At 65.9% G+C, this 16,143-nt stretch carries 11 protein-coding genes and 3 tRNA genes; 4 read left to right on the top strand and 10 right to left on the bottom strand.

Annotation, left to right across the window (positions count from 1 at the left end; genetic code table 11):
• The first annotated feature begins 48 nt into the window (after window positions 1-48).
• On the top strand, window positions 49-1,692 hold the full coding sequence (gene pgi / locus ACAD63_RS14620) for a glucose-6-phosphate isomerase (protein ID WP_434032895.1): 1,644 nt from the start codon (window positions 49-51) through the stop codon (window positions 1,690-1,692).
• A 4-nt stretch (window positions 1,693-1,696) separates the two neighbouring features.
• Here the strand turns inward: pgi and ACAD63_RS14625 are convergent, their stop codons facing one another.
• Complete coding sequence (locus ACAD63_RS14625) at window positions 1,697-2,395, bottom strand: ABC transporter ATP-binding protein (RefSeq protein WP_195431413.1); 699 nt, start codon at window positions 2,393-2,395, stop codon at window positions 1,697-1,699.
• On the opposite strand from ACAD63_RS14625, the gene ACAD63_RS14630 reads away from it, so the two are divergent.
• A complete protein-coding gene (locus ACAD63_RS14630) occupies window positions 2,382-3,071 on the top strand; it encodes an arylesterase (RefSeq protein ID WP_195431415.1) in 690 nt (229 codons plus the stop codon). The two genes, ACAD63_RS14625 and ACAD63_RS14630, sit on opposite strands and share 14 nt — an antisense overlap.
• A gap of 118 nt (window positions 3,072-3,189) precedes the next feature.
• Here ACAD63_RS14630 and ACAD63_RS14635 read toward each other — a convergent pair whose 3' ends face one another.
• The 8 genes from ACAD63_RS14635 to mnmC all read right to left on the bottom strand — a co-directional run bounded on the left by ACAD63_RS14635 (window position 3,190) and on the right by mnmC (window position 14,330).
• Window positions 3,190-5,121, bottom strand: a complete 1,932-nt coding sequence (locus ACAD63_RS14635) for a SurA N-terminal domain-containing protein (protein WP_195431418.1) — start codon at window positions 5,119-5,121, stop codon at window positions 3,190-3,192.
• A gap of 288 nt (window positions 5,122-5,409) precedes the next feature.
• Window positions 5,410-5,486 (bottom strand) — tRNA-Asp (locus ACAD63_RS14640).
• 50 nt (window positions 5,487-5,536) lie between these two features.
• A tRNA-Val gene (locus ACAD63_RS14645) sits at window positions 5,537-5,612 on the bottom strand.
• A gap of 181 nt (window positions 5,613-5,793) precedes the next feature.
• On the bottom strand, window positions 5,794-8,205 hold the full coding sequence (gene lon / locus ACAD63_RS14650; protein ID WP_133096923.1) for an endopeptidase La: 2,412 nt from the start codon (window positions 8,203-8,205) through the stop codon (window positions 5,794-5,796).
• A gap of 262 nt (window positions 8,206-8,467) precedes the next feature.
• On the bottom strand, window positions 8,468-9,745 hold the full coding sequence (clpX, locus tag ACAD63_RS14655; protein ID WP_133096868.1) for an ATP-dependent Clp protease ATP-binding subunit ClpX: 1,278 nt from the start codon (window positions 9,743-9,745) through the stop codon (window positions 8,468-8,470).
• Between the two features lie 271 nt (window positions 9,746-10,016).
• Window positions 10,017-10,667, bottom strand: a complete 651-nt coding sequence (clpP, locus tag ACAD63_RS14660; protein ID WP_029049269.1) for an ATP-dependent Clp endopeptidase proteolytic subunit ClpP — start codon at window positions 10,665-10,667, stop codon at window positions 10,017-10,019.
• Between the two features lie 120 nt (window positions 10,668-10,787).
• Window positions 10,788-12,146, bottom strand: a complete 1,359-nt coding sequence (gene tig / locus ACAD63_RS14665; RefSeq protein ID WP_135705047.1) for a trigger factor — start codon at window positions 12,144-12,146, stop codon at window positions 10,788-10,790.
• Window positions 12,147-12,356: 210 nt separating this feature from the next.
• Entirely contained in the window at window positions 12,357-14,330 is a 1,974-nt protein-coding gene (mnmC, locus tag ACAD63_RS14670) for a bifunctional tRNA (5-methylaminomethyl-2-thiouridine)(34)-methyltransferase MnmD/FAD-dependent 5-carboxymethylaminomethyl-2-thiouridine(34) oxidoreductase MnmC (RefSeq protein ID WP_135705046.1), read from the bottom strand.
• Between the two features lie 143 nt (window positions 14,331-14,473).
• On the opposite strand from mnmC, the gene ACAD63_RS14675 reads away from it, so the two are divergent.
• Entirely contained in the window at window positions 14,474-15,331 is an 858-nt protein-coding gene (locus ACAD63_RS14675; protein WP_135705045.1) for a 23S rRNA (adenine(2030)-N(6))-methyltransferase RlmJ, read from the top strand.
• 31 nt (window positions 15,332-15,362) lie between these two features.
• Here the strand turns inward: ACAD63_RS14675 and ACAD63_RS14680 are convergent, their stop codons facing one another.
• Window positions 15,363-15,734, bottom strand: coding sequence for a VanZ family protein (locus tag ACAD63_RS14680; protein WP_135705044.1), 372 nt, complete (start codon window positions 15,732-15,734; stop codon window positions 15,363-15,365).
• A gap of 259 nt (window positions 15,735-15,993) precedes the next feature.
• Here ACAD63_RS14680 and ACAD63_RS14685 point away from each other — a divergent pair.
• Window positions 15,994-16,080, top strand: a tRNA-Leu gene (locus tag ACAD63_RS14685).
• The last annotated feature ends 63 nt before the right edge of the window (window positions 16,081-16,143 follow it).

Below are 16,143 nucleotides of genomic sequence, written 5' to 3' on the forward strand. Positions count from 1 at the left end.
TTCCTGTCTGCGACTCGGCTCGCGCCCCTGCAACCTGAATTGTCCTGCATGCCCACTGACCTTCACGCCTGGAACGCCCTGCTTCGGCACCATGACACGATTCGCGATGCACAGATGCGCGAGTGGTTCGATGCCGATGGCAAGCAGCGCGTCGCGCAGTTTTCGCTGGAAGCCGCCGGCCTCTATCTCGACTATTCGAAGAACCGCATCACGCCCGAGACCATGCGGCTGCTGGTGCAACTGGCAGCCGAATCCGGTGTGCCGCAGCGGCGCGACGCGATGTTTGCCGGCGAGCATATCAACACCACCGAGGACCGCGCGGCGCTGCATGTGGCGCTGCGCGCCACGGCCGGTGATGGCTACAAGGTCGACGGCGAGCGCGTCATGCCGGCCATCCAGCAGGTGTTGGTGCGCATGCGCGACTTCTCCGAGCGCGTGCGCAGCGGCGCATGGAAAGGCGCCACGGGCGAACGCATCACCGACGTGATCAACATCGGCATCGGCGGCTCCGACCTCGGGCCGCGCATGGTATGCCGCGCGCTGTCGCACCTGTCCGACGCTGATGGCCACGACGGCCCGCGCATGCACTTCGTCTCCAATGTCGACGGCACCGACCTCGCCGAAACGCTGGTGCGCCTCGACCCGCAACGTACGCTGGTGATCGTCTGTTCCAAGACCTTCACCACGCTGGAAACCATGGCCAATGCGCGCAGCGCGCGTGCCTGGTTCATCGCCAGCGGGGTGGCCGAGAACGACCTGGCCAAGCATTTCGTCGCGGTCTCGACCAATACCGACGCGGTGCGCGAGTTCGGCATCGATCCCGCCAACATGTTCGAGTTCTGGGACTGGATCGGCGGGCGCTTCTCGCTGTGGTCGTCGGTCGGCCTGTCGATCACGCTGGCGGTGGGCTTCAACGCCTTTGCCGACCTGCTCGCCGGCGGCCACGCCATGGACGAGCACTTCCGCACCGCGCCGCTGGAGCGCAACATGCCGGTGATCCTCGGCATGCTGGGCATCTGGTACCGCAATTTCTGGCACCTGCCGACCAGCTGCATGGCGCCCTACTCGACTTCGCTCGAACTGTTCCCCGCATTCCTGCAGCAGCTGGAGATGGAGAGCAACGGCAAGTCGGTGCAGCTCGACGGGCAGCGCGTGCGCACGCATACCTCGCCGGTGGTGTGGGGCACGGCCGGCACCAACGGCCAGCATGCCTACTTCCAGCAGATTCACCAGGGCTCGCAAGTGGTGCCGGTGGATTTCGTCGCGCCGCTGGTGCCGCCGCGCCGGCTGCCGGGCCATCACGCCAAGCTGCTCGCCAACTGCTTTGCGCAGGCCGAGGCGCTGATGCGCGGCCGCAGCGCCGACGAGCTGCGCGCCGGGGGGCTGAACGACGAAGTTCGCATCGCCCATATGGTGTTCGATGGCAACCGGCCCAGCAATACCTTGCTGATGGAGGACCTGACGCCGCACGTGCTGGGCGCGCTGATCGCGCTCTATGAGCATCGCACCTTCGTGCAGGGCGTGGTGTGGAAGATCAATTCGTTCGACCAGTGGGGCGTGGAACTGGGCAAGATCCTCGCGCGGCCGATCGAAGCCGAGCTCACCGGCGCCGGCACCGGCCAGCACGACGCCTCGACCGCGGCGCTGATCGAGCGCGCCCGCGCGGTCCTGAAGGCAGGCGCCGCCAGCTAGCGCGTCAGACCTCAGCGCCCATCCATTCGTCGCTGGCCACACGGCCGGCGTCGATGGTCAGGATGCGCCCACAGCGTGCCGCCACCGAGCGGTCATGCGTGACCAGCACCAGCGTCGAGCCGGCGTCGCGGTTGAGCGCGAACATCAGCGCGATCACCGCCTCGCCGGTGGCCGTGTCGAGGCTGCCGGTGGGTTCGTCGGCAAACAGGATGTCGGGACGCGCGACGAACGCGCGTGCCAGCGCCACGCGCTGCTGCTCGCCGCCCGACAACGTGCGCGGATAGTGGCTCAGGCGCGCTCCCAGGCCGACGCGTTGCAGCATGTCCACCGCGCGCTCGCGCACCTGCGACGTTTCACCGCGCAATTCCAGCGGCAGCATCACGTTTTCCAGCGCGGTCAGGTGCCCCACCAGCTGGAACGACTGGAACACAAAGCCGACATGCCGGCCGCGCAGCGCTGCGCGCTGGTCCTCGTCCAGTGCATACAGGTCCTGCCCATGCAGGCGCACCGTGCCCGCGCTGGGCAGGTCCAGCCCGGCCAGCAGTCCCAGCAGCGTCGACTTGCCCGAGCCGGACGCGCCCACGATGGCCAGCGTTTCACCCGGCGTGACGGAAAACGACACCTCGTGCAAAATCGTCAGCGAACCTGTCGTGTCGGCTACGGTCTTTCCAAGGGACTCGACGGCAAGAATGGAAGGGGACATGGATAAAGTGATCCGAGTGATCGGAGAAATCCGGCACAAAAGGCGCAGGCTGCTGCTGGCAGCCGCGGCGACGCTGACGATGTTGGGCGGGATGCAGCCCGCACAGGCCGCAGCGCCTGCGTTGCTGGTGCTGGGCGACAGCCTGTCCGCCGAATACGGCATCACGCGCGGCACCGGCTGGGTCACCCTGCTGCAAGACCGGCTCAGGCAAGAGCGCTTCGATTATAACGTCGTCAATGCCAGCATCAGCGGCGAGACCACCATCGGCGGCAAGACTCGCTTGCCGGACCTGTTGTCGCGGCACAAGCCGGCCATCGTGGTGGTGGAGCTGGGTGCCAACGACGCCCTGCGCGGCCTGCCGCTGCAGACCACGGAGTCCAACCTGCGCCAGATCGTCAGCAGCGCGCAGAAGGCCGGCGCCGGGGTGCTGCTGGTCGGCATGCGCATCCCGCCCAACTATGGCCAGGACTACACCGAAAAGTTCTTCTCGCTGTATCCGAAGCTGGCCGGCGAATACAAGGTGCGGCTGGTGCCGTTCTTCCTCGACAAGGTGATGGCCAGGCAGGATTGGTTCCAGCCGGACCGCATCCACCCCACCGCCGAGGCGCAGCCGGCACTGCTGGAGACGGTGTGGCCGCAGCTCAAGCCGATGCTCAAGCGTAACGCTGACAGGTAGACGATTAAGAGATAAGAGACGATCACGGCGAAGCTTCCAGCAACAAAAAACCCCTGCCTCCATGGCAGGGGTTTTTTGCTTGCGGCGCGCGGCGTGGCGCGTGCCAGCCTTACCAGCCTTACTCGGCGTTCTGCGCCTGCTTGTCCGCCGGCGTCAACAGCTTGACCTTGGAGCGCGCCTTCAGGCTTTCATAGAAGGCCTGCAGGTCAGCCTGGCCGGCGAGTTGCGACAGTTGCTGCGCTTCGGCCTGGCGTTGCGCCGGGTTGGCTTGCGCCGGCTGGCTGACCTTGGAGATGCGATAGACGGCATAGCCATCGGCGCCCAGGTCAACGCCAACTACCGCGGGCAGCTTGGTGGCATCGGCCCGCATCACTGCCTCGACCGCCTTCGGCGGCACGCCATCGGCCTTGGCGCGCGACACGGTCTGCACCGCGCCGAAGCCGTCGGCGCTGTCGGCCTTCTTCAGCGCCTCGAGGCGCGCCTCGCCATCCTTGCGGGCCAGTTCCGCAGCCTGCTGGGCGATATAGCCTTCGCGCACCTTGGCTTCCACTTCCTCGAACTTGCGCACGGTGGCCGGGCGATAGTCGACGATGCGGGCCGCGACCAGCGTATTCGGCGCGACCTGGACGGCTTCGGTATTGCGCTTCTTCTGGACCGACTCTTCGCTGAACAGTGCCTTCAGCACCTTTTCGTTGTTGAGCGGGTTCTGCGCGCCCTGGGCCGGGTTCGGCTTGCGCGTCACGTTGTCGGCGGTCTGGATCGTCAGCTTGAATTTGTCGGCGGCCGGCTTCAGGCTGTCAGCCTGTTCGTACACCATGTTGCCGAAGGCGTCGGCCTGCTCGGCGAACTTCTTGTCGGCCAGCTGTTTGCGCAGCTCGGCTTCCAGTTCGGTGCGCACGGCTTCAAGCGGCCTGGTTTCCGACGCCTTGATGCCGGTCAGCTTGATGATGTGGAAACCGTAGTCGGTCTCGACCACGTCGCTGATCTGGCCATCCTTGAGCGCGTACATCGCCTCCTCGAACGGCTTGACCAGCGCGCCCCGGCCCATGAAGCCGAGGTCGCCGCCCTTCTCGGCCGAGCCCGGATCCTGCGACCGCTTCTTCGCCACATCGGCAAAGGTCTCGGGATGCTTGCGCAGCTCTTCCAGCAGCTTGGTCGCCTTGTCCTTGGCGGCCTGGCGTTCGCCAGCCGGTGCATCCTTCGGCGCGACGATCAGGATATGGCTGGCACGGCGCTGCTCATCGGTACGGAAGCGCGCGATATTGCTTTCGTAGTAGGACTTCAGCTCTTCCGGCGTGACCGCCTGCGCGGCAGCAAGGGCTTCGCCCGACAGCACCAGATATTCGACCTTGGCCTGCTCCGGCACCGAGAACGCCGACTGGTGGCTGTCATAGTAAGCCTTCAGCGCGGCGGCATCGGGCTGCACCTTGGCGGTGTAGCTGGCCGGCTTGAACACCAGTGCCTGCACATCGCGCTGCTGGTCGCGCACGGCGATCAGGCGCTCGAGCAGCGACTTGGGCATGAATGCCGTGGCGGCCACCGAGGCGCCCAGTTGCTGCGTCGCCAACTCGAAGCGCATGCGGGCATCGAACTGCTCGGGCGTCATGCCCTGCGACTGCAGCAGCTGCAGATAGGCCTTGTCGTCGATCTTGCCGTCCGCCTTGCGCGGCAGCTGCGCGATCGCCGGCAGGTTGCTGATTTCCTCGAGCAGCTTGGCATCCGACACGGTCAGGTGCTCGCGCGCCACGGTATTGGCCATGACGCGCTGCAGGATCAGCTGGTCCAGTACCGCCTTGCGCGCCTCCGGGCCTTCGAACTGGCGCGGATCGTAGTTGTTGCCGAGGATCTGGCGCGCACGCTCGCTCTGGTCACGCACGACGTTGTCGACTTCCTGCACGCTGATGGCCCGGCCCTCGACCTTGGCCGCATCGTGCGAGCTGTCCATGAAGCGCGAGTAGCTCTCCACGCCGAAGAACACGAACGACGGGAAAACAAGCACCAGCAGCAGCAAGAGCATCAGGCGCCGGTTGTTGCGTACGAAATCAAGCATGCGGATTCGGGTAGTGGATTGGCACGAAAGACTAACTTCGCGATTCTAGCAGGAGCCGGTGGGGGCGGACCTTTTGTGCAGGGCGCGAAACATGGCGCAGAAAGGAAAAACGCCCGCGAAAGCGGGCGCTTCATAAAACTGGCGGAGTGGACGGGACTCGCCCACGTCCCGCGGGCCGCGGCTGCGCTTGCAAGCGCAGCCCTTCGACTCCCGCCGGAAGCCGCGCAGGCGGCTTCCTCTACTCCGCAAAAATGAAAAACGCCCGCTAAAGCGGGCGTTTCATAAAACTGGCGGAGTGGACGGGACTCGAACCCGCGACCCCCGGCGTGACAGGCCGGTATTCTAACCGACTGAACTACCACTCCTTTGTCGGTTGCTTCCTGCCGCATATGTACCGCACTTGCGATGGGGAACGTGGTGGGTGCTGAGGGGCTCGAACCCCCGACCTACGCCTTGTAAGGGCGCCGCTCTACCAGCTGAGCTAAGCACCCGTTCGACCATCGCAGGCAAGCTGCCTGCAGGTTGCTTTCGCTTCGCACCTCGCGGCAGCTGCCGTGGTTTGCGTTGCGAGGGCGCAAGTGTAATACAGGAGATTTCAGTTTGCCAAGGCCGTGCGCATAAAAAAACGCCGCCGGGCATCGCTGCCCCGCGGCGTTCATTTCACGCAGCCAATCAGTGGTGCAGACGCTCCACCTTGGCCGTGGCCTTGTCCGCCACGTCAGCGGGCTTGGCATCTTCTTCCGGCAACGGCTCGGGCTTGCGCTCGAGCGCCAGTTCCAGCACCTTGTCGATCCAGCGCACAGGCACGATCTCGATGGCGTTCTTCACGTTGTCGGGGATCTCGGCCAGATCCTTGACGTTTTCCTCCGGGATCAGAACCAGCTTGATGCCGCCACGGTGGGCCGCCAGCAGCTTCTCCTTGAGGCCACCGATCGGCAGCACCTCGCCGCGCAGCGTGATCTCGCCGGTCATGGCGACATCCGCGCGCACCGGGATGCCGGTCAGCACCGACACCAGCGCCGTGGTCATGGCACCGCCTGCCGACGGGCCGTCCTTGGGCGTGGCGCCTTCGGGTACGTGGATGTGGATGTCGCGCTTCTCGAACATCTCATCCGTGATACCCAGGCGGCGTGCCCGCGAACGCACCACCGAACGCGCGGCCTCGACCGATTCCTTCATGACGTCGCCCAGCGAACCGGTGCGGGTGATGTTGCCCTTGCCCGGCATGATCGCGGCTTCGATGGTCAGCAGGTCGCCACCCACTTCCGTCCACGCCAGACCGGTCACCTGGCCGACCTGGTTTTCCTTGCCGGCCAGGCCGAAGTCGTACTTGCGCACGCCGAGGAACTTGTCGAGGTTCTCCGAATCGACCTTGATCGTGCCGGACTCCTTCTTCAGCAGCAGGAGCTTGACCGCCTTGCGGGCGATCTTGGACACCTCGCGCTCAAGCGAACGGACACCAGCTTCGCGCGTGTAGTAGCGGATGATGTCGCGGATCGCAGCATCGGTCACCTCGATCTCGCCAACCTTCAGACCATTGTTCTTGATCTGCTTCGGCAGCAGGTAACGTGTGGCGATGTTGAGCTTTTCTTCCTCCGTGTAACCCGACAGGCGGATCACTTCCATCCGGTCGAGCAGCGGCGGCGGGATGTTCAGCGAGTTCGACGTCGCCACGAACATCACGTCGGACAGGTCGAAGTCCACCTCGATGTAGTGGTCCTGGAACGTGTGGTTCTGTTCCGGGTCCAGCACCTCGAGCAGCGCCGACGACGGATCGCCGCGGAAGTCCATGCCCATCTTGTCGATTTCATCGAGCAGGAAGAGCGGATTGCGCACGCCGACCTTGGACAGGCTCTGCAGGATCTTGCCCGGCATCGAACCGATGTAGGTACGGCGGTGGCCGCGGATCTCGGCCTCGTCACGCACGCCACCCAGTGCCATGCGCACGAACTTGCGGTTCGTCGCGCGCGCCACCGACTGGCCGAGCGAGGTCTTGCCCACGCCGGGAGGCCCGACCAGGCACAGGATCGGCGCCTTCACCTTGTCCACGCGCTGTTGCACCGCGAGGTACTCGAGAATGCGTTCCTTGACCTTCTCCAGGCCGTAGTGGTCTTCATCCAGCACGCGCTCGGCGTTGGCCAGGTCGTTGTTGACCTTGCTCTTCTTGCGCCACGGCAGGTTCACCAGCGTGTCGATGTAGTTGCGCACGACGGTGGCTTCGGCCGACATCGGCGACATCAGCTTGAGCTTCTTGAATTCGGCGTCGGCCTTCTTCTTGGCTTCCTTCGGCATCCGCGCAGCCTTGATGCGCTTGTCGAGCTCTTCCAGGTCGGCGCCTTCTTCGCCCTCGCCCAGTTCCTTCTGGATGGCCTTGACCTGCTCGTTCAGGTAGTACTCGCGCTGGCTCTTCTCCATCTGGCGCTTGACGCGGCCACGGATGCGCTTTTCAACCTGCAGGATGTCGATCTCGCCCTCGAGTTGCGACAGCAGGCTTTCCAGGCGCTCGGTCACATTGACCATCTCCAGGATCTTCTGCTTCTGCTCGAGCTTGATCGGCAGGTGCGCGGCGATGGTGTCAGCCAGGCGCCCTGCCTCGTCGATGCCCGACAGCGAGGTCAGGATCTCCGGCGGAATCTTCTTGTTGAGCTTCACGTACTGGTCGAACTGCGACACGATCGCGCGGCGCAGGGCCTCGGTCTCGGCGCTTTCGCCAGGTGCGGGCGGCACGGGCACGGCTTCGCACATGAAGTGCGATTCGTCCTCGCTCACCTCGCGGATATTGGCACGCTGCGTGCCTTCGACCAGCACCTTCACGGTACCGTCGGGCAGCTTCAGCATTTGCAGGATATTCGCGATGCAGCCGACCTCATACAGGTCGTCGGCGGTCGGCTCGTCCTTGGCCGCCGTCTTCTGGGCTACGAGCATGATGCTCTTGCCCGCCTCCATCGCAGTCTCAAGCGCCTTGATGGACTTCGGGCGTCCCACGAACAGCGGGATCACCATGTGCGGAAACACCACCACGTCGCGCAGCGGCAACAACGGGAGGCGAATCGGCTCGGCCGGGAGGAGTTGTGTTCCGGACATCATTTTCCCCAAGTCAGTCATTTAAGGCGTAAATTGGGCCGCCTGATTCGATTACAAGATAAATGATAAATGCCAATCGATTCACCAAGGCAGGGAGATGCCGCTCCCTGCACTTGCAGGCCCCTCTGAAACAGCATACCCGCGTTTCCTCCTTCTCGTCGGTGGAAATAAACAAAAAAAGCCGCTCGCTTCTACGCGAACGGCTTTCTCGCCTGGCTGCCGGTGTGGTTCCAAACACTTACCACCGTTGGCAGCCCTCGCGTCAGTTGGAGCCTGCCACTTTCGGCTGCTGCTCTTCGTACATCAGCAGCGGCGGCGCATCCCCGGTAATCGTATTTTCATCGATCACCACCTTTTGCACGCCCTTGTAATTCGGCAGGTCATACATGACGTCCATCAGCGATTGCTCCAGGATCGAACGCAGGCCGCGGGCGCCGGTCTTGCGGCGGATCGCCTTGCGCGCGATCGCGGTCAGCGCGCCCGGGCGGATTTCCAGCTCGACGCCTTCCATCGCCAGCAGCTTCTGGTATTGCTTGACCAGCGCGTTCTTGGGCTCGACCAGGATCTGCACCAGCGCGGCCTCGTCCAGCTTGGACAGCGTGGCGACCACCGGCAGGCGGCCGATCAGCTCGGGGATCAGGCCGAACTTGATCAGGTCTTCCGGCTCGGTCTGCGGCAGGACTTCGCTGACGTCGCGCTCTTCCTTGCTCTTGACCTGCGCGGCAAAGCCGATCCCGGTCTTGTCCGAGCGCTGCATGATGACCTTTTCCAGGCCGTCGAACGCGCCGCCGCAGATAAACAGGATGTTGGTCGTGTCGACCTGCAGGAAGTCCTGGTTCGGATGCTTGCGGCCACCCTGCGGCGGCACCGAGGCCATCGTGCCCTCGATCAGCTTCAGCAGCGCCTGCTGCACGCCCTCGCCCGACACGTCGCGCGTGATCGACGGGTTGTCGGACTTGCGCGAGATCTTGTCGATCTCATCGATGTAGACGATGCCGCGCTGCGCCTTCTCGACTTCGTAGTTGCAGTTCTGCAGCAGCTTCTGGATGATGTTCTCGACGTCCTCGCCCACGTAGCCGGCTTCGGTCAGCGTGGTCGCGTCAGCGATCACGAATGGCACGTTGAGCAGGCGCGCCAGCGTCTGCGCGAGCAGCGTCTTGCCGGAGCCGGTCGGCCCGATCAGCAGGATGTTGCTCTTGGACAGCTCGACGTCGTCCTTCTTGCCGAGGTGCTTCAGGCGCTTGTAGTGGTTGTAGACCGCGACCGCCAGGATCTTCTTGGCCTGTTCCTGGCCGATCACATACTGGTCCAGGCTTTCGCGGATTTCGTGGGGCGTGGGCAGGTCCGAGCGCGCGGCCGCGGCGGCGTCTTTCTCGGTTGCGGTGGCTTCGTCACGAATGATCTCGTTGCACAGGTCGATGCATTCGTCGCAAATGAACACCGAGGGGCCCGCGATCAGCTTCTTGACCTCATGCTGGCTCTTGCCGCAGAAGGAGCAGTAGAGAAGCTTTTCGCTGGATGAACCTTTTTTGTCCGCCATAGGAATCAGTCACTTTTGCATTGCGCACATCGCGGGGCGAAAGGCTCCCCGGCAATACGCATTAAACGCATCATACGCCAAAACAATTGGCCTCACCGGCGCTCTCCCCCAGCTGTGGGGCAAAAGCAAAAAACGAGGCACAAGGCCTCGTTCCGGTGTAGCCTTCGCCATTTGGGCAATGCTGCCGCGCCAGGACGTTCCGCGCAATGCGGGTTTCCCGGCAGGCTGGCATAGCCGCCGTTGCGGATTGCGCCGCCGGCGGCCCGTGGCATCAGCCGCGGCGGGCGATGACCTTGTCCACCAGGCCGTAGTCCACCGCCTGGTCGCCGCTCATGAAGTTGTCGCGATCGGTATCGCGTGCAATCTTCTCGACCGGCTGGCCGGTCACTTCCGACAGGATGCTGTTCAGCCGCTCGCGCAGGTACAGGATCTCGCGCGCCTGGATCTCGATATCCGAGGCCTGGCCGCGCGCGCCGCCCAGCGGCTGGTGGATCATGATGCGCGAGTTGGGCAGCGCGAAACGCTTGCCCTTGGCGCCGGCCGCCAGCAGGAAGGCGCCCATGCTCGCCGCCATGCCCATGCACAGCGTGGACACGTCCGGCTTGATGAACTGCATGGTGTCGTAGATCGCCAGCCCCGCCGAGACGGAACCGCCCGGCGAGTTGATGTAGAGCGACACGTCCTTGTCGGGGTTCTCGCTCTCCAGGAACAGCAGCTGTGCCACCACCAGGTTGGCGGTCTGGTCGTTGACCTCGCCCACCATGAACACCACACGCTCCTTCAGCAGGCGCGAATAGATGTCATAGGCGCGCTCGCCCCGGCCGGACTGCTCGACGACCATCGGCACCAGCCCCAGGCCCTGGGTTTCCAGTGCCGAAGCCTGCGTGGTGGCGAGACGGTCAAGCAAATCATTGCGGGTCATGCAGGTTCTCCATGGATTCATCGGATCGCAAGGCGATCAGTCACTCGGGACACTGGCCCGCTTTCGCTTGCCTCCGCGCCGGGGCGCGGAAGAAAGCGGGCTTACGGGTTATCCCCGACCTCAGGCAGCTTGCTGCTGGTTGCCTTCGGCGGTGAGTTCCTCGAAGGACACCTTCTTGTCGGTGACCTTGGCCTTGTCGCACACGAAATTTACCACGTTGTTTTCGAGCACGTAGGCTTCCATTTCAGCCAGGCGTTGCTGGTCGCCGTAGTACCAGCGCATCACTTCCTTCGGGTCTTCGTAGCTCTTGGCGAAGTCCTCGATCTCGGCCTTGATCTGGTCGGCCTTGGCTTCCAGGCCGTTGGCCTTGACGATCTCGGCCAGGATCAGGCCCAGCTTGACGCGGCGCTCTGCCTGCTGCGCGAACATCTCGGCCGGGATCGGCATGTCCTTGGCATTGGGCATGCCACGCTGTTCCAGGTCGCGGCGGGCCATCTCGACCAGGCGCTCCTGGTCCTGCTCGATCAGGGCCTTGGGCACGTCCAGCTCGCTCGCCTTCAGCAGCGCTTCCATGACCTGGTCCTTCAGCATCGAATGCGTACGGCGCTTGACTTCACGCTCCAGGTTCTCGCGGATGTCGGCGCGCATCTTCTCGACGCTGCCGTCGGCGATGCCCAGCGACTTGGCGAAGGCTTCGTTGACTTCCGGCAAGTGGGCCCACTCGATCTTCTTCAGCGTCACGGTGAACTCGGCGGTCTTGCCGGCCACTTCCTTGCCGTGGTAGTCCTCCGGGAACGCCAGCGGGAAGGTCTTGCTCTCGCCGACCTTCAGGCCCAGCGTGGCCTGCTCGAACTCGGGCAGCATGCGGCCTTCGCCCAGCACGAACGGGAAGTCCTCGGCCTTGCCGCCGGCGAACTCTTCACCGTCGATCTTGCCGACGAAGTCCAGCGTCACGCGGTCGCCGTTCTGGGCGGTGACGTCGGCACCGCCGTCGCCATGCTCGCCGGCTTCGCCGCGGGTGTGGTAGTGCACGCGCTGCTTGCGCAGGATGTCGACGGTCTTGTCGACTTCGGCGTCGGTGATCTCGGTGCCGGTGCGGGTGACTTCGGCGGCCGACAGGTCGCCGATCTTCACTTCCGGGTACACCTCGAAGGTGGCATCGAACGCGACTTCGTCAGCGCCCACGCCTTCGGTCTTGACCTCGAACTTGGGCTGGCCGGCAACCTTGACGTCCTGTTCCTTGGTGATGTCGAAGAACTTGCGCGCGGCCTTGTCGAAGCGCACTTCGAACTCGACTTGCTGGCCGTACTGCTTCTCGACCATCTTCATCGGCACCTTGCCCGGACGGAAGCCCGACATCTTCACGGTCTTCGACAGGCGAACCAGGCGCTCCTGCTTTTCCTTCTCCACTTCGGCCTTGGGGATGGCCAGGGTCACCTTGCGGTCCAGCTTGCCGAGGTTCTCAATCACGTTCGACATGGTCGTAGATCCAATCCAGAAATGTAGTTGTGTTCGTTGGCGCTACCGTTTGCGCTGCGCCATATGCAGCACTGCCTGGGGCCGCCGCGGCGCGACGGCGCACGGAGGGCTCCGCGCAAACGGAAAACGGGGATTATCGCACGGTTTTGATTCGCTTCCGGCGTTTTTGCCCTGAAGCGGGCCGGGAACCGCTTTCCGGCACCCTCGCCCCTAGCTCACCTGGCCGTGGCGCAGCGCGCGCAGCAGCAGGCGTGCCGGATCGATGGCATCGGCCAGGTCGGCCTCGAGCGGCAGCGGCTCGCCTTCGATCTGGCTGGCCAGCAGCTCGGCCCCCAGTGCGGACCATGTGAGGCCGCGCGACGCATAGGCAAGGGCCGCGTACAGGCCGGGGATTCGCGGCAGGTCGCGCAGGTGCGCGCCGCGCAAGGCACCCGCGTGCGCACGTGCCGCCGCTTCGTCGGCGACCTGCCCGATCAGCGGCAGCCGGTTGTGCGTGACCGTGCGCACGCCGACATAGCCGGTGAGCGCGGCGGGGTCGATGCCGGCCACCGCGCCGGCCTGCCGCGGCAACAGGCCCGCCAGGCGCACGAGGTTGGCGGCATGCACGTCCGGATGATCGACCAGTGGCCCTTCGTCGGGGTCGTAGCTGGAGCCGACGCGGCCCGTGCCGTCGGCGGCACGCGGCAGCAGGTAGCCCGCGCCCGTGACCACGCAGTCCGGCCAGCCGCCGATCGCATCGACTTGCGCGGCCGGCAGCGTGGAGAGCTGGCCGCGCACGCGCCGCATGGTCCAGTGCTGCTGCGGCAGCAGGTGCTGCGCCTCGTGCGCATTGGCCAGCACCAGCACCGGCGCCGACGCCAGCACGGCGCCGTCGGCAGCCAGCGCGTGCCACCGGTCGTCGTCGCGCGCGATGCGCGCCACGCGGCAACCGAAGCGCGCGGCGACGGCATCGCCCGCACGCGCCAGCTGCGCCTTGCAGACATCGGGCGGCGCAACCCAGCCGCCGGCCGGGAACCACAGCCCCCCTCGCGGCACGCCGGCCCGGTGGGCGGACGCCGCCTCTTCGGCACTCATCCAGCGCACGAACGATTCCGGCAGTCCCATGGCCGCGAGCGCGGCGCGCTGGGCCTCGCCCTCGGCTTCGTCCTCGCCGATCTGCAGCACGCCGCAGCCGTGCCAGTCGACCGCGTAACCGGCTTCGCCCAGCGCCGCCCAGGCTCGCAGCGCGTACTGGTTGCCGGCGCGCGAAAGGCGCGACAGCAGGCTGTCGTCGGCAGACACGTGGGCATGCATGGCCGCCGCGCGATGCGCCGAGGTCTGCCGCGCCGGGCCGTCATGGGCATCGAACAGCGTAATGCGCCAGCCGCGCGCGGCCAGGCGCTCGGTCACGGCGCAGCCGGCCAGGCCGGCACCGATCACGATGGCATGCCGGTCGGGCCATTGCGCCGCCAGCGGAGGCGCATGGCGGCGCGACTTCCACAGCGGGCGGAAGCGCGCGACCGTCATGTCGCGCTTGCCACCGAAGCCTGGCGCCTTGCTGGCCTCGAACCCGACCTCCTTCAGCCCGCGCCGGACAAACCCGGCGGCGGTGTAGGTGGCCAGCGTCGCGCCCGGCCGGGCCAGCCGCGCCAGCCCGCGGAACACCGGCGGCGACCACATGTCCGCATTGCGCGCCGGGGAAAAGCCGTCGAGGTAGAAGGCGTCGGCGCCCACCGACAGCCTGGGCAGCAACTGCCCGGCGTCGCCAAGCGCAATCGTCAGCACCACCTGCCCGCCGTCGAAGGCAAGCCGGTGCAGGCCCGGCAAGGCGTCGGGCCATTGCGCCTGCAGCGCCTGCGCCAGCGGTTCCAGCCTTTGCAGGCCGGCATGCAGCCGGGACAGGCCCTCGCGCGTGAAGGGATGCTTCTCGATCGAGACGAAATGCAGCGTGCCGCAGCGCCGGGGATCGTCGCGCCACGCCTGCCAGGTCGCCAGGAAATTCAGCCCCTGGCCGAAGCCGGTCTCGACGATGACGAACTGGCGCTGCCCGGCCCACGCCTGCGGCAGGCCGTTGCCGCCCAGGAAGACATGGGCGGCCTGCGCCAGCCCGCCTTCGGTGCTGTGGTAGACGTCGTCGTAGCGGGGTGAATACGGGGTGCCCTCGGCAGACAGGATGGGCTCGGCGGGCTCGAGTGCGCGCGGCATGGGATACGGATACTTGGGGCCCGGGCGGAGGTGCCGGACATGGGGAGGGGGCGACTCGCCGCGGATGGTAGCATAGCGGCCTTCCCCGCAGTGGCCACGCCGCCCTGCTCCCGATCTTGCGCCTCAGCGGCGCCCGCTTCGCCATGCTCAGCTATCGTCACGCCTTCCATGCCGGCAACCATGCCGATGTCCTCAAACATGCCATCGTCGTGCAGTTGCTCGAGCATCTGACGCAGAAGGACAAGGCGTTCTGGTACATCGACACCCACGCCGGCGCCGGTCTTTATGCGCTCGAGCACGAGTGGGCGCAGAAGAAGGCCGAGTTCGAGACCGGCATTGCGCCCCTGTGGCAGGCCGCCGCCAGCGGCACCGCGCTGCCGCCGCTGCTGGACGAGTACCTGGACCAGGTACGGGCGCTGAACCAGGACGGCACACTGCGCCACTATCCCGGTTCGCCATGGCTCGCCTGGCAGATGCTGCGCGAGCAGGACCGGCTGCGCCTGTTCGAACTGCACAGCACCGAGATCCAGGTGCTGCGCGATAACTTCCGCGGCGCCGGCCGCCGCGTGATGCTGTACGACGGCGACGGCTTCGGCGGCATCAAGGCGATCCTGCCCCCGCCGCCGCGGCGCGCGCTGGTGCTGGTGGACCCGTCCTACGAAGACAAGCAGGACTATGCCCGCACCGTGCAGACCGTGCGCGACGGCCTGGAGCGCTTCGCCACGGGCGTCTACGCGGTCTGGTACCCGCAGGTGCAGCGGCGCGAATCGCTGCAGCTGCCGGTGCAACTGAAGGCGCTGCCGCTGAAGAGCTGGCTGCACGTGACGCTGACCGTCAGGAACCCGGTCGAAGGCGGCCTCGGCTTGCACGGCAGCGGCATGTTCATCGTCAACCCGCCGTGGCGGCTGAAGGAGATGCTGCAGGAGGCGATGCCGCTGCTGGTCGACCTGCTCGGCCAGGACGGCGGGGCGAAGTTCACGCTGGAAGCCGAAGAGCGGTAGAGCGGCAGACCGACAGGCGCCGCCGCGCGAACTAGCGCGGCCAGCGCCGGCCACGGCCGCGCCACAGCCAGTCAAGCGCCAGGCCCGCCAGCACCCCACAGGCGTCCGCCACCAGGTCGAGCCAGTCGGCCTCGCGGTAGGCGGTCATGCCCTGCAGCAGCTCGATGACGCCGCCATAGACGACCAGCACCAGCAGCAAGGACAGCCCGTGGCCGGCAAACGCGCGGCGCCCCAGCAGCGCCAGCACACCGAAGGCCAGCAGGTGATTGCTCTTGTCCCAGCCCGTTGTCGGCAGCGGCTGGGACGGCGGCATCAGCGACAGCGCCAGCACGGCGGCGGCGCAAGCCCAGAACAGCAGGCGCCATGGCGGCGCCTTGAGGGAGGAAGTCTGACCAGGGAGCATGGGACGAGGAGCGCGCCGCCCCATGCGGCACGCGTTGGCAATGCCGACAATATATATCGCTGGCCGGCAGGGCTGGATTCCCCCCGCGCCTTGCGCTACAATCCGCAGCCTCGTTGCGCTGCGGGCGCATAACTGCCGCGGCAGGCGCCGGCAGCAGCGGACCGATGAAAGGCGGGCAGTTCCAGCCGCCTTTTTTGCTTTCGAGTCTGCGCAGGCAACGAGCATCGCGGCCGCCCGTCCGGGCTGGGCCGCAAGGACCGCGAGGGTGGCGAAATTGGTAGACGCACCAGGTTTAGGTCCTGACGCCAGCAATGGTGTAGGGGTTCGAGTCCCCTCCCTCGCACCATCCGCCCTTCCTGTGGCGGCGCCAGCACATCCCCAATCGTCACGGAACCCTCTCAGGCAACGC

The organism is Cupriavidus sp. a3 (assembly GCF_051015765.1).
Lineage (GTDB): Bacteria > Pseudomonadota > Gammaproteobacteria > Burkholderiales > Burkholderiaceae > Cupriavidus > Cupriavidus oxalaticus_A.